Below are 12,199 nucleotides of genomic sequence, written 5' to 3' on the forward strand. Positions count from 1 at the left end.
GCACAGGGGGCCTGCCACACCATGAGCGTTGTCACCAACACGACCACCATCGGCGCCATCGAGCTGCCGAGCCGGCGCAACACCGAGCTGATGCTGCTCGGCTTCGCCGTGGTCATCCCGATGTTCGCCTACGCCAACGTGGGCCTCGCGATCAACGGCAGCCTGCCCCCCGGCATGCTGCTCTACGGCCTGGGCCTGGGCGCCCTCGCCGGGATCGCGCACCTCGTCGTACGCCGGTACGCCAAGTACGCCGACCCGCTGCTGCTGCCGCTGGCCACCCTCCTCAACGGCCTCGGCCTCGTACTGATCTGGCGGCTCGACCAGTCCGAGCGGCTGCAGAACCTCGCCAAGCGCTCCTTCGGTGCCTTCACCCCCTCCGCACCCCGCCAGATGATGTACACGGCGCTCGCCATCGCCCTGTTCGCCGCGGTCCTGCTCGTCCTCAAGGACCACCGCGTCCTGCAGCGCTTCACGTACATCTCCATGGCCGGCGCCCTGGTCCTGCTGATCCTGCCCGTCATCCCGGGCCTCGGCGCCGACGTCTTCGGCGCCAAGATCTGGATCAGCGTCGGCGGCTTCTCCATCCAGCCAGGCGAGTTCGCGAAGATCGTCATCGCCATCTTCTTCGCCGGCTACCTCATGGTGAAACGTGACGCCCTGGCCCTGGCCAGCCGCCGCTTCATGGGCCTCTACCTGCCGCGCGGCCGCGACCTGGGCCCGATCCTGATGATCTGGGCGATGAGCCTGCTCGTCCTCGTCTTCGAGAACGACCTCGGCACCTCGCTGCTCTTCTTCGGCATGTTCGTGATCATGCTGTACGTCGCCACCGAGCGGACCAGCTGGATCGTCATCGGCCTGCTCATGTCGGTCGGCGGCGCCGTCGTCGTGGCCAGCTTCGCCAGCCACGTCAAGGCCCGCGTCACCGCCTGGCTCGACCCCTTCGCCTGCTACACCACCTCGGGCGCCTGCGAGCAGGTCGGCCAGTCGATCATGAGCTTCGGCTCCGGCGGCGTCCTCGGCGCCGGATGGGGCCAGGGCAACTCCGACCTCATCGGCTTCGCCGCCAACTCCGACTTCATCTTCTCCACCGTCGGCGAGGAACTCGGCCTCACCGGCGTGATGGCCTTCCTCCTGCTCTACGGCCTCATCATCGAGCGGGGCGTCCGCACCGCCCTCGCCGCCCGCGACCCCTTCGGCAAGCTCTTCGCCATCGGCCTCTCCGGCGCCTTCGCCCTCCAGATCTTCGTCGTCGCCGGCGGAGTCATGGGCCTCATCCCCCTCACCGGCATGACGATGCCCTTCCTCGCGTCCGGCGGCTCCTCCGTCCTCGCGAACTGGATCCTCATCGCCATCCTCATCCGGATCAGCGACACCGCACGCCGACCTGCCCCGGCCCCCGCCCCGTCCCCCGACTCCGAGATGACCCAGGTGGTCCGCCCGTCATGAACAAGCCCCTGCGCCGCATCTCGCTGTTCTGCGGGCTGCTCGTCCTCGCGCTGCTGATCCGGACCAACTGGCTGCAGTACGTCCAGGCCGAGGAACTCAGCACCCGCAAGGAGAACCGCCGGGTCCAGATCGCCCAGTACGCCACCGAACGCGGCAACATCATCGTCGCGGGCGAGCCGATCACCGGCTCCGCGGTCACCAACGGCAGCGACTACAAGTACAAGCGCACCTACCTGGACGGCCCCCTCTGGGCCCCCGTCACCGGCTACGCCTCGCAGGCCTTCGGCTCCACCCAGCTCGAATCGCTCGAGGACGGCATCCTCACCGGCAACGACGACCGGCTGTTCTTCGACCGCACCATCGGCATGTTCACCGGGGAGAAGAAGCAGGGCGGCAACGTCGTCACCACGCTCAACCCCGACGCCCAGAGGGCCGCCTTCAAGGCGCTCGGCAACAACAAGGGCGCGGCCGCCGCCATCGACCCGCGCACCGGCGCCGTCCTCGCCCTCGTCTCCACCCCCTCGTACGACCCCTCCCGCTTCGCCGGCAACTCCAAGGACGACGAGAAGGCCTGGGTCGAGCTCAAGGACAGCGAGGACAAGAACCTCGTCAACCGCGCCCTGCGCGAGACCTACCCGCCCGGCTCCACCTTCAAGGTGGTCACCGCCGCGGCCGCCCTGGAGCACAACGTCGTCCAGGACATCAACGCCCCGACGGACACCCCGGACCCGTACTTCCTGCCCGGCACCCGGACCGAGATGGTCAACCACGCCAAGGGCTGCAAGGAAGCGAGCCTCAACGACGCCCTGAAGGTCTCCTGCAACTCCGTCTTCGCGAACCTGGGCGACAAGGTCACCCGCGACAAGATGGTGGAGACCGCGGAGAAGTTCGGCTTCAACAACGACAAGATCGACATCCCGGTCCGCGCCTTCGCCAGCGTCTACGACAAGAAGATGGGCAAGGACGGCAACGCCCAGAGCGCCATCGGGCAGTTCAACACCGCCGCCACCCCGCTGCAGATGGCCATGGTCACCGCCGCCATCGCCAACGACGGCAAGCTGATGAAGCCCTACATGGTCGACCAGCTCACCGCGCCCAACCTCGACATCATCGAGAAGCACTCGCCGCAGGAAATGAGCCGGCCCCTCTCCGCCGCCAACGCGCAGAAGGTGCAGGAGATGATGGTCAACGTCGTCGAGAACGGCACCGGCACCAAGGCGAAGATCCAGGGCACGAAGGTCGGCGGCAAGACCGGCACCGCCCAGCACGGCGAGGGCAACAAGAAGCGCCCGTACGCCTGGTTCATCTCCTACGCCGAGAACCCGGACGGCACCTCGCCCGTCGCCGTCGCCGTCGTCATCGAGGACAGCCAGGCGGACCGCGAGGACATCAGCGGCGGCGGCCTCGCCGCCCCCGTCGCGAAGGCCGTCATGGAAGCCGTACTGAAGAGCCAGGGATGAGCCGGGGATGCCGGGCCGCCGGAACCACGTGATCCACGTCACTGATCCCGCCCGGGTCGGAGCGTACGGTACCGGTCCTGTATCAGCCTGTGGCCGCGAACCGATCACAGACGATCGGCCGGTAGCCTTTGCGCGAACAGCACACCGCCGGACCACACACAGGTGCGGTCGGGACTGACGGAGAGGGCTGCAACGTTATGGAAGAGCCGCGTCGCCTCGGCGGCCGGTACGAGCTGAGCCACGTGCTCGGCCGCGGTGGCATGGCCGAGGTCTACCTCGCCCACGACACCCGGCTCGGCCGTACCGTCGCCGTCAAGACCCTGCGCGCCGATCTCGCCCGCGACCCGTCCTTCCAGGCCCGGTTCCGGCGCGAGGCCCAGTCGGCCGCGTCGCTGAACCATCCGGCGATCGTCGCCGTCTACGACACCGGCGAGGACTACGTCGACAACATCTCCATCCCGTACATCGTGATGGAGTACGTCGACGGATCCACCCTGCGCGAGCTGCTGCACTCCGGGCGCAAGCTGCTGCCCGAACGCACCCTGGAAATGTGCATCGGCATCCTCCAGGCCCTCGAGTACTCGCACCGCGCCGGCATCGTGCACCGCGACATCAAGCCCGCCAACGTGATGCTGACCCGCACCGGCCAGGTCAAGGTCATGGACTTCGGCATCGCCCGCGCCATGGGCGACTCCGGCATGACCATGACGCAGACGGCCGCCGTCATCGGCACCGCCCAGTACCTCTCCCCCGAGCAGGCCAAGGGCGAGCAGGTCGACGCGCGCTCCGACCTCTACTCCGCCGGCTGCCTGCTCTACGAGCTCCTCAGCGTGCGGCCCCCGTTCGTCGGCGACTCCCCCGTGGCCGTCGCCTACCAGCACGTACGGGAAGAACCGCAGCCGCCGTCGAACTTCGACCCCGAGATCACGCCCGAAATGGACGCGATCGTGTTGAAGGCGCTGGTCAAGGACCCCGACTACCGCTACCAGTCCGCCGACGAGATGCGCGCCGACATCGAGGCCTGCCTCGACGGCCAGCCCGTCGCCGCCACCGCCGCCATGGGCGCGGCCGGCTACGGCTACCCGCACGACCAGGGCGGCTACGGACACCAGGGCTACGACCAGCCCACCACCGCCCTGCGCACCGCCGACGCCGGCCAGACCTCGATGATGCCGCCGATGCCCCCGGGCGAGGGCGGCTACGGCTACGGCGACCAGGGCCACGGCGGCTACGACCAGGGACCGCACCGCCGCCAGAAGAAGAGCAAGGCGTCCACGATCCTGCTCGTGGCGGCCGGCATCCTCGTCCTGGTCGGCGCGATCCTGATCGGCCGCTCCCTCTTCAGCAGCACCGCCGACAACCGGCCCAGCGTGCCCAAGCTCATCGGCTCGACCTTCGAGCAGGCGCAGAAGAGCGGGGAGAACGTCGGCATCAAGGTCGTGAAGGGAGCCGACGAGCCCTGCGCCGACCAGCCCAAGGGCAACGTCTGCAAGCAGGACCCGGCGCCCGACACCAAGGTCGCGAAGGACTCCACGGTCACGGTGACGGTCTCCACGGGCGCGCCCAAGGTGGCGATCCCCAGCGTGGTCAACCTCACCTACGAACAGGCCGAGGCGGCGCTGAAGGAGAAGGGTTTCCAGGTCGACCGCAAGCCCCAGGAGTCCGAGCGCCCCGCCGGAACGGTCCTCGAGCAGAACCCGAAGGCGGGCGGCGAGGCGGAGAAGAACTCCCTGGTCACGCTGACGGTCGCCAAGGAACAGTCCAAGGCGATCGTCCCGGACCTCAAGGGCAAGACCAAGGACGACGCGGAGAAGGCCCTCAAGGCCGTCAACCTCAAGCTCGGCAGCGTGACGGAGGTCGACTTCCCCGGGGCCGCGCCCAAGACGGTCATCGACCAGCAGCCCCAGGCGGGCTCGCAGCTCGAGGTCGGCAAGACGGTCAACGTGACCATCGCCAAGGCCGCGCAGCAGGTCCAGGTCCCGAACCTGATGGGCAAGACGGTCGCCCAGGCCAAGGCGGAACTCGCCTCCAAGGGCCTGGTCTTCGGCGCCGTACTCTCCGGCCCGACGGACGACAACGCCCGCGTCCTGTCCTCGGATCCGGGCGCCGGGCGCCCCGTCCCGACGGGCACGGTGATCAACGTGATGACCATGGACGGCGGCGGCAACAACGGCGGAAACAACAACGGCGGCGGCGGCTTCTTCGGAGGCCTCGGCGGCTGACCACCGCCCGCAGCCATGGGTCCGGCCCTCCTCCCCCTGGGAGAAGGGCCGGACCCATTTCGTACGTGTCTTCATATGTACGAAATCCGTTAACCCGGACGGGGGTGGGGTATGGGGCTCCGCCCGGGAGGGACGGATCATGATCAACGAATCGGTACTGCTGGAATCCCGGACCCTGCGCACGAGCGTCCTCGAACGGACGCACGTCCTGGACAAGGTCAAGGCACTGTCGCTGCTGCCGGACGGGCTGCATGTGACTACGGCGATGGTGGCGGCGTACTACGAGGTCGGCATCAAGGCCATTGAGTCTTTGGTGATCGATCACCGAGACGAACTCAACGCCGGCGGCTATAGGGTTTTGACAGGTACAGAACTGACCTCCTTTAAGGAGGTCAGTTCTCTCAACAGGCACGCAGCGGCCATCGCCGTGTACTCGCGACGGGCCGTTCTCAACGTCGGGATGCTGCTTCGGGACAGCAAAGTCGCACGTCAGGTGCGTACGTACCTTCTCGATGCCGAGTACGAGGTCCGCACGCGCCCTGTGGATAACTTTGTCCACAGCCCTGGCTGGGACGAGCTAGACGAGCGGATCGACAGGCGGATCACCGATGTTCTCGGCAAGACCGTCGTGCCCATGCTGAACGTCCTCATCGAGAGCTCGGGCCTGGAAGGAGTTCGAGCTGCACGTCGCCGGCCTGCTGCGCCGGGACGGGTGCACCGACGTCGAGGTGTTCGGCGGGCACGGCGGCGACCGCGGGGTCGACATCACCGCCCGCACCGCCGACGGCCGCTCGGTCGCCGTGCAGTGCAAGAACTTCGCGCCCTTCCGGCACGTGCTCAGCGGCGAGATGCAGAAGTTCCTCGGCGCCTCGAAGGTCCTCCACCAGGCCGACGTGGCCCTCTACGTGGCCACCTGCGCCTTCACCCGCGAAGCCCTGGCCATCGCCGCCCAGGGAGGCGTCACAGCCGTCCACAGGGGCCTTCTGGAGGCTTGGAGCGCGGGAGTGCAGCTCCAGGTGCTGCGCTCTTTCTAAGCTGCAAGATGCAGCCTAGAAAAAACACGGTCAGCGCAGCTCCGCCGGCGGCGTCCGCTTGCCGTCCACCTTCTCCGTCCGGACCAGCTCGCCCCACACGATGTACCGGTACTTCGACGTGTACACCGGCGTGCACGTCGTCAGCGTGATGTAGCGCCCCGGGGCCGCCTTGCCCGACTCCTTGGGCACTGGGCTGATCACGTCCACGTTGTACTTCGACGTCTGGCGCAGCTCCGCGAAGACCTTGTACACGTACCAGGTGTCCTTGGTCTCGAAGACGATCGCGTCGCCGTTCTTCAGCTTGTCGATGTTGTGGAACTTCGCGCCGTGGCCGTCGCGGTGCGCGGCGAGCGAGAAGTTGCCCTTCTCGTCCCACGGCAGGGCCGACTTCACCGGCTCCGTGTAGTAGCCCGCGACCCCGTCGTTCAGCGTCTCGGGGTCCGTGCCCCGCTTGACCAGCACCTCGCCGTTCTTCATCGCCGGCACGTGCAGGAAGCCGACGCCGTCCTTGGTGTCCAGCGCCCCCGGCTCCGCGGGCTTCGACTGCGACGTGCCCGGCGTCTGCCACTGCTGGCGGATCTGGTCGCCACGCGCCGACGCCTGCCGGTCCGCGAGCACGTTCGTCCACCACAGCGAGTACGCCACGAACAGGCCCAGCACCAGCCCCAGCGTGATCAGGAGCTCGCCCAGCAGGCTCAGGAACCCGGCGAGCACACTGCGGCTGCCGGCGGGCGGTGCCGCGGCGCGGCGGCGGGCACGAGACACTGCTGATTCGTCCTTAACTGGTCAGCGCGGGCGGAGCACCCTGGCTGCGGGGGCGTTCGTCGACCATCCTGCCCCATACGATCATCCGGTAGGTGCTGGTGAACTCCGGCGTGCAGGTCGTCAGCGTGATGTAGCGGCCGGGTGCGGTGAATCCCGAGCCCTCCGGCACCGGTTTGATCACCGCCACGTTCGTCGGCGGGGTCTGCGCCAGCGACGAGGTCATCTCGTACGTGTAGTACGCGTCCCGCGTCTCGACCACCACGGGATCCCCCGGCACCAGCCGGTTGATGAAGCGGAAGGGCTCCCCGTGGGTGTTGCGGTGGCCGGCCACCGCGAAGTTCCCCTGCTTGTCCGCCGGCATCGCCGTCTTCAGCGCGCCCTCGCCGTAGTGCCCGACCATCCCCCGGTCCAGCACCTTCGGCTTGCTGATCCCCTCCGCCACCGGAACCTTCACGTCCAGCTTCGGGATGTGCAGGATCGCGAAACCCTGGCCGGGCTCGAACGCCGTCACGGGCGGCGCGGCCGCCCCGCCCGCGTCCGTGCCCGCGTCCCGCTGCCACGTCTGCTGGAGCGTGCCCGCGGCCCCGTCGGCCGTCCGCTCCGCGACGATGTTCGTGTACCAGAGCTGGTAGGCGACGAACAGCAGCATCACCAGGCCAGCCGTGATGAACAGCTCCCCGCCCAGCCGGCTCGCGACGACCAGCGGTCCGCCCGACGCCGGCCGCCTGCGCCGCCGCCCGCCCCGCCTCCGGGAGGTGCGGGCGGCCCGCTTCGCGGCCTCCTGTGCTGCCCTGCGCCGCGCGGCCCGGCCCCCGGTGGGCGCGGACGGCGCGAGCGCGGTCACGCGACGGCCTTGCCCACCACCGGGGCCAGCCCCACCGAGCGCTCCACGGCACCCGCGTCACCGCACCGCACCAGCCAGTTCGCGAGCATCCGGTGGCCCCACTCGGTCAGCACCGACTCGGGGTGGAACTGCACGCCCTCGACGTCGTGCTCCCGGTGGCGCAGGCCCATGATGATCCCGTCCTGCGTGCGCGCCGTGACCTCCAGCGCCTCGGGCAGGGTCTGGGGCTCGGCGGCCAGGGAGTGGTACCGGGTCGCGGTGAAGGGGGAGGGCAGGCCCTCGAAGACGCCCAGGCCCTCGTGGACCACCGGCGAGGTCTTGCCGTGCAGCAGCTCGGGCGCCCGGCCCACGACCCCTCCGTACGCGACCGCCATCGACTGCATGCCGAGGCACACCCCGAAGACGGGCACGCCCGTCTCGGCGCAGTGCCGGACCATGTCGACGCAGACCCCCGCCTCCTCCGGAGTCCCGGGCCCCGGGGAGAGCAGCACGCCGTCGAAGCCGTCCTGCGCGTGCGAGAGCTCGACCTCGTCGTTGCGCAGCACTTCGCACTCGGCGCCGAGCTGGTAGAGGTACTGGACCAGGTTGAAGACAAAGCTGTCGTAGTTGTCCACAACCAGAATGCGCGCGCTCACGGAGTGGCTCCCGATCCCTCGTCCACGGTCACATCGTTGAACGGCAGGAGCGGCTCGGCCCACGGGAAGACGTACTGGAACAGCACGAACACCACCGCGAGGGCCAGTACGAGTGAGATCAGCGCGCGTACCCACGCGTTGCCCGGCAGATGCCGCCAGATCCAGCCGTACATGCCGCCTGTTTCCTTTTCGTCCACGTTCGTCCACGCACCGCAAGGGCGGTACGCCAACAGACTAAAGGCAGCGGCCGGGCCGGGTGGGTCAGCTCGGCAAACCCTCCGGCCCGCCCTGCCCCACGGCACGCGTGCCGGTCAGTTCCGCCCAGACGACCAGCCGGTGGCTGTGGCCCCACTCGGGGTCGCAGGTCGTCAGGGTCAGATACCGGCCGGGCGTGGTGAACGGCGACTTCCGGGGCACCGGGTCGACCACCCCGATGTCCGTGGGCAGGGTGCGCAGCGGCCCGCCGCGCACCGTGTACGTGTACCAGGCGGTCGCGTCCTTGAGGATCACGGCGTCGCCGGGACGCAGCTCGGGGAAGTCCTTGAAGGGGTCTCCGTACGTGCGCCGGTGGCCCGCCACCGAGAAGTTCCCGGTGGCGCCGAGGACGGCCGTGCCGGGGTAGTGGCCCAGTCCCTTCTTCAGCAGCTCGGTGCCGGTGCCCTCCAGGACGGGCTTGTTCCAGTCCTTGCCGAAGCGCGGGACGTACATCTCGGCGAAGGCCTGTCCCGCGGGGTAGCCGACCGGCTCGGCGGGCGCCGGCGCCGCCGCCGGGGCGGATTCCGCGGCCGCGGCGGCCGCCCAGTCGTCGCGCAGCCGGGTCATCTCGCCGTCCATGGCCCGGTCGGCCTTGACCCCGGTCCACAGCAGGACGTAGGCCACGAAGAGCACGATGAGGGTTCCCGCCGTCAGGCACACCTCGCTGAACGTCCGTACCACCAGGCGCAGTACGACGTCGGGCCGCAATGCCTCAGGACGAGGGCTCCACCGGCTTCGCATAGTGGAGGTCCACTGTGCCGGAGTAGCCGGGAAGTGTCAGCGCCCTGTGCTCGTCCACTTTCCAGCCGAGCCCGTACGCGTTCACGTACAGCTGGTAGTTCTGCAGGGCCGGGGAGGCGGCGAGGGCCTTGCGCAACGCGCCCGGGTCGCCGACCGCCGAGACCTTGTACGGCGGCGAGTAGACCCGGCCCTGGAGGATCAGGGTGTTGCCGACGCACCGGACCGCGCTGGTGGAGATGAGCCGCTGGTCCATGACCTGGATGCCGTGGGCCCCGCCCTGCCAGAGGGCGTTCACCACGGCCTGCAGGTCCTGCTGGTGGATCACCAGGTCGTTGGGCTGCGGCTCGGGGACGTTGGGGATGCGGGCGGTTGCGTTCGGCGGGGCGTCGTTGAGGGTGACGCTCAGGCCCTTGCCGGACAGCTCCTCGGTGCCCGACGCCACCCGCAGGGCGGCCAGCTTGGCGTCCTCGGCCTTGGTGCTGCCGTCGTCGCGTTCGGCGAGCGCCCCGACACGGCGGCGCACCGGTCCGAGGCTCTCCTCCAGCGCCGCGTTGCTCTGACTGCGTTCCTCGATGAGGTCCGACAGTTTCAGGAGCGATGCGTCGGTCCGGATGTTCGTACCCTTGGAGGTGTTGAAACTGGTGACGAAGAGCAGCCCGGCCAGGGCGAAGACGGCGGCTGTCAGCAGCCGGACCGGTCTGGCCCGGCGACGGGGACCCGCGGAGGAGTCGTCGGAATTGCTCAACGTACCCTTCTCCTTCAACGCCACAGGTCCACTACGCTAACGGACGCCCGGGGCAGGCAAGGTCCCCAGCGCATCGACAGGAGAGCCCCTCGTGCCGAAGTCACGTATCCGCAAGAAGGACGACTACACGCCGCCGCCCACGCGGCAGCCGCAGGCCATCAGGCTGACCAATCGCAGCTGGGTCGCCCCGGTCATGCTGGCACTTTTCCTGATCGGACTCGCGTGGATCGTCGTTTTCTACGTGACCGAGACCCAGCTGCCGATCGAGTCGCTGGGCAATTGGAACATTGTGGTCGGTTTCGGCTTCATCGCGGCGGGATTCGGCGTCTCCACGCAGTGGAAGTAGCACTAAACCTTCCCTGAGGAAAGCTCTCCCCATGAGTTATCCACAGCGTCATCCACACCTGAGGAAAAGACAGAAGATCTGTGGATAACTCTGTGGAGAGTTGACGCCGGTGTGATCAGGTGAGTTCCGCGGTCCGGATCAGGATCACCGCTGCCGCCAGCAGGAACACCACCGCGCAGGTCCCCCACTGGACGAGTGCGCGGTTCCTGCCGGCGGCGGGCCTGAGCATGCCCGCGCCCGCCAGCGCGCCGGTGACCAGGCCGCCCACGTGCGCCTGCCAGGACACGTTGAGGCTGCCGCCGAGCGGTACGAAGGTCAGGAACAGCATCAGTACGACCATCACGATCACCGGCCGCATCTCGTAGCGCAGCCGGCGCGCCAGGACGACGGTGGCACCGAGCAGGCCGAAGACGGCGCCGGACGCGCCGAGGGTCGGGGTGTTCGGCGCGGTCAGCAGATAGACCAGGGCGCTGCCGCCGAGCCCCGAGAGCAGGTAGACGGCGAGATACCGGGAGCGGCCCAGCGCCGCTTCCAGCGGGCCGCCGATCACCCACAGGCCGATCATGTTGCCGATGATGTGCCACCACTCGACGTGCAGGAACACCGAGGTCAGCAGGCGGTAGTACTGGCCCGTGGAGACTCCTTCGACGGGTGCGCCGAAGAATTCCACGTACCGGCCGAGCAGCTCCAGCTGCACCACGAGCGCCGGCGCCGCAAGACCCGCGAGGAACACGGCGGCGTTGACGCCGATCAGGATCTTGGTGACCAGCTGGGGGTCGGCGGCCACCACCCCGCCCGCGAGGGTGCGCGGCGCGTTCGCGGTCGGCCGGTGGCCGGTGCCTGAGCCCTCGCGTACGCACTCGGGGCACTGGAAGCCGACCGAGGCGCTGATCATGCACTCGGGGCAGATGGGGCGCTCGCAGCGGGTGCAGCTGATCCCCGTGTCGCGGTCCGGGTGGCGGTAGCAGCCCGGCAGGCGGTCGGTGTCCATCGGTCCCCTCGATCGGCGGCGGGGCAGGATGACGCCCCGCCGGTCCGTATGACTCCGCGATGCGTACGCATGCAGGACGGACGGGCGGGGCGGAAAGGTTCCCGGAGACCCCGCGCACGGGATCGGGCGGTCGGCGTCAGCGCTTCTCGATGACGACCGACTTGATGATCACGTCGTCCAGCGGGCGCTCGGTGCGCGCGTTGGTCGGGAGCGAGGCGATCTTGTCCACGACCGTCTGGCTGGCCTTGTCGGCGACCTCGCCGAAGATGGTGTGCTTGCGGGTCAGCCAGGCGGTGGGGGCGACCGTGATGAAGAACTGCGAGCCGTTGGTGCCCGGGCCGGCGTTGGCCATGGCGAGCACGTAGGGCTTGGTGAAGGCCAGGTCGGGGTGGAACTCGTCGGCGAACTGGTAGCCCGGACCGCCGGTGCCGTTCCCCAGCGGGTCACCGCCCTGGATCATGAAGCCACTGATGACGCGGTGGAAGACGGTGCCGTCGTACAGCGGGTCCGTGGTCTTCTGGCCGTCGGTGGGACGGGTCCACTCACGGGCGCCGGTGGCGAGCTCGACGAAGTTCCGTACGGTCTTCGGGGCGAAGTTCGGCAGCAGCTCGATCTCGATGTCGCCGTGGCTGGTCTTCAGGGTGGCGTAGAGCTTCTCGGCCACAGATCTGCCTTCCATAGTCATCACTGTCGGTTCCGATCCTCCCACGGAGGG

The 12,199-nt window shown here is 68.9% G+C and carries 12 protein-coding genes and 1 pseudogene; 5 read left to right on the forward strand and 8 right to left on the reverse strand.

Features of this window, described 5'->3' with window-relative positions:
* Nucleotides 1-21: 21 nt before the first annotated feature.
* The 4 genes from ACIPUC_RS19645 to ACIPUC_RS19660 all read left to right on the forward strand — a co-directional run bounded on the left by ACIPUC_RS19645 (nucleotide 22) and on the right by ACIPUC_RS19660 (nucleotide 6,162).
* Nucleotides 22-1,446: an FtsW/RodA/SpoVE family cell cycle protein gene (locus tag ACIPUC_RS19645; protein WP_446590881.1), complete on the forward strand. Its 1,425-nt coding sequence runs from the start codon at nucleotides 22-24 to the stop codon at nucleotides 1,444-1,446.
* A complete protein-coding gene (locus ACIPUC_RS19650; RefSeq protein ID WP_446590882.1) occupies nucleotides 1,443-2,906 on the forward strand; it encodes a peptidoglycan D,D-transpeptidase FtsI family protein in 1,464 nt (487 codons plus the stop codon). Before ACIPUC_RS19645 ends, ACIPUC_RS19650 begins: the two co-directional genes overlap by 4 nt.
* Before the next feature lie 197 nt (nucleotides 2,907-3,103).
* Nucleotides 3,104-5,128 (forward strand): Stk1 family PASTA domain-containing Ser/Thr kinase, encoded by a 2,025-nt coding sequence (pknB, locus tag ACIPUC_RS19655; protein ID WP_446590883.1) that lies wholly within the window; start codon nucleotides 3,104-3,106, stop codon nucleotides 5,126-5,128.
* 698 nt (nucleotides 5,129-5,826) lie between these two features.
* Entirely contained in the window at nucleotides 5,827-6,162 is a 336-nt protein-coding gene (locus ACIPUC_RS19660; protein WP_446591175.1) for a restriction endonuclease, read from the forward strand.
* A 30-nt stretch (nucleotides 6,163-6,192) separates the two neighbouring features.
* On the opposite strand, the gene ACIPUC_RS19665 is transcribed toward ACIPUC_RS19660, so the two are convergent.
* From ACIPUC_RS19665 to ACIPUC_RS19690, 6 genes and pseudogenes are all read right to left on the reverse strand, one after another.
* The gene (locus tag ACIPUC_RS19665; protein ID WP_446590884.1) at nucleotides 6,193-6,927 is read right to left on the reverse strand and encodes a class E sortase; all 735 of its coding nucleotides are present in this window, start codon (nucleotides 6,925-6,927) and stop codon (nucleotides 6,193-6,195) included.
* Nucleotides 6,928-6,940: 13 nt separating this feature from the next.
* Nucleotides 6,941-7,786: pseudogene (locus ACIPUC_RS19670) on the reverse strand (class E sortase); the annotation flags it as partial.
* Nucleotides 7,768-8,406: an aminodeoxychorismate/anthranilate synthase component II gene (locus ACIPUC_RS19675; protein ID WP_446590886.1), complete on the reverse strand. Its 639-nt coding sequence runs from the start codon at nucleotides 8,404-8,406 to the stop codon at nucleotides 7,768-7,770. The pseudogene ACIPUC_RS19670 and the gene ACIPUC_RS19675, both read right to left, overlap by 19 nt.
* Nucleotides 8,403-8,579, reverse strand: coding sequence for a hypothetical protein (locus ACIPUC_RS19680; protein ID WP_446590887.1), 177 nt, complete (start codon nucleotides 8,577-8,579; stop codon nucleotides 8,403-8,405). Before ACIPUC_RS19680 ends, ACIPUC_RS19675 begins: the two co-directional genes overlap by 4 nt.
* Before the next feature lie 88 nt (nucleotides 8,580-8,667).
* On the reverse strand, nucleotides 8,668-9,369 hold the full coding sequence (locus ACIPUC_RS19685) for a class E sortase (RefSeq protein ID WP_446590889.1): 702 nt from the start codon (nucleotides 9,367-9,369) through the stop codon (nucleotides 8,668-8,670).
* Between the two features lie 4 nt (nucleotides 9,370-9,373).
* Nucleotides 9,374-10,147 (reverse strand): DUF881 domain-containing protein, encoded by a 774-nt coding sequence (locus ACIPUC_RS19690; RefSeq protein WP_446590890.1) that lies wholly within the window; start codon nucleotides 10,145-10,147, stop codon nucleotides 9,374-9,376.
* A 91-nt stretch (nucleotides 10,148-10,238) separates the two neighbouring features.
* Between ACIPUC_RS19690 and crgA the strand changes: the two genes are divergently transcribed.
* Nucleotides 10,239-10,493 (forward strand): cell division protein CrgA, encoded by a 255-nt coding sequence (gene crgA / locus ACIPUC_RS19695; RefSeq protein WP_257555397.1) that lies wholly within the window; start codon nucleotides 10,239-10,241, stop codon nucleotides 10,491-10,493.
* Between the two features lie 115 nt (nucleotides 10,494-10,608).
* Here the strand turns inward: crgA and ACIPUC_RS19700 are convergent, their stop codons facing one another.
* Both ACIPUC_RS19700 and ACIPUC_RS19705 read right to left on the reverse strand, forming a co-directional pair.
* Nucleotides 10,609-11,484 (reverse strand): rhomboid family intramembrane serine protease, encoded by an 876-nt coding sequence (locus tag ACIPUC_RS19700; protein WP_446590891.1) that lies wholly within the window; start codon nucleotides 11,482-11,484, stop codon nucleotides 10,609-10,611.
* A gap of 136 nt (nucleotides 11,485-11,620) precedes the next feature.
* Nucleotides 11,621-12,148 (reverse strand): peptidylprolyl isomerase, encoded by a 528-nt coding sequence (locus tag ACIPUC_RS19705; protein WP_446591176.1) that lies wholly within the window; start codon nucleotides 12,146-12,148, stop codon nucleotides 11,621-11,623.
* Nucleotides 12,149-12,199 lie beyond the last annotated feature (51 nt).

Source organism: Streptomyces sp. LARHCF249 (genome assembly GCF_052871255.1).

What these genes read in the sequence shown, in the direction of transcription:
- ACIPUC_RS19700 (WP_446590891.1), bottom strand. Translation starts at nt 11,484, where the DNA reads ATGGACACCGACCGCCTGCCGGGCTGCTACCGCCACCCGGACCGCGAC.
- ACIPUC_RS19645 (WP_446590881.1), top strand. Translation starts at nt 22, where the DNA reads ATGAGCGTTGTCACCAACACGACCACCATCGGCGCCATCGAGCTGCCG.
- ACIPUC_RS19650 (WP_446590882.1), top strand. Translation starts at nt 1,443, where the DNA reads ATGAACAAGCCCCTGCGCCGCATCTCGCTGTTCTGCGGGCTGCTCGTC.
- pknB (WP_446590883.1), top strand. Translation starts at nt 3,104, where the DNA reads ATGGAAGAGCCGCGTCGCCTCGGCGGCCGGTACGAGCTGAGCCACGTG.
- ACIPUC_RS19680 (WP_446590887.1), bottom strand. Translation starts at nt 8,579, where the DNA reads ATGTACGGCTGGATCTGGCGGCATCTGCCGGGCAACGCGTGGGTACGC.